This is a genomic window from Natrinema soli (genome assembly GCF_028618695.1).
In genome coordinates this window covers 1-719 of the sequence record NZ_JAQIVI010000829.1, presented here as the reverse complement: position 1 = coordinate 719, position 719 = coordinate 1, and the positions used below count along the sequence as shown (strand labels likewise).

The following is a 719-nucleotide window of genomic DNA, read 5'->3' as shown; positions in this document are numbered from 1 at the left end:
CGGATCTTCGACGTGAAAGGCCGGGCGACCGTCCCCGCGGATCCCGAGTTCGGCGTCTCCGAACACGTCGCGCGCGTCCTGCTGGCCGCGCGCCGCCACGGTGCGGACGTCTCGGCGGGGATCAACATCACCTACGAGCCGGCACTGCTCGACGAACTGGCCGAACAGGGCCACGTCGCCGCGGAGTTCGACGAATCAGACGACGTCTCCTCGAGCGTCGGCGCGGCGATCGAAGACGAGCCCGAGGCGACGGTACTCTACCAGACCGGCGGGATGGGGATCGAGCCGCTGATCTACGTGCTCGGGTCCGACGCGGAGTCGGTCGCCGACACGATTCGATCGCTTGTGTGAGCAGATGACGACGGGATCCGAATCCGCACAGGAGTTCTACGGCCGCTGGGCTCGTCTCTACGACCTGATCGCGCGTCGAACGCCCGGAATCGCACGGCTCCGAGAGCGAGCGGCGGTCGCCTGTCGGCTCGAGCCCGGCGACACCGTCGTCGAGATGGGCTGTGGGACGGGCGCGAACCTGCCGTTTCTCCGCGAGCGGGTCGGTCCCGAGGGGACCGTGATCGGGATCGACTTCACGCGACCCGTGCTCGAGCGGGCCCGCGCGGCAACTGCGGCGTACGACAACGTCCACGTCCTGCAGGGGGACGCGACGCGGCCGCCCGTCGGACTCGAGGACGATGACAAAGACGGGGTCCCGGCAGCGGAGG

General features: G+C 69.5%; 2 protein-coding genes. Both read left to right on the top strand.

Annotated features, from left to right (window positions below):
• Positions 1-351 (top strand): thiamine-phosphate synthase family protein (locus tag PGX04_RS33495; protein WP_273742418.1); only part of this gene is annotated, 351 nt, incomplete at its 5' end.
• 4 nt (positions 352-355) lie between these two features.
• Positions 356-719 (top strand): class I SAM-dependent methyltransferase (locus PGX04_RS33490; protein ID WP_273742417.1); only part of this gene is annotated, 364 nt, incomplete at its 3' end.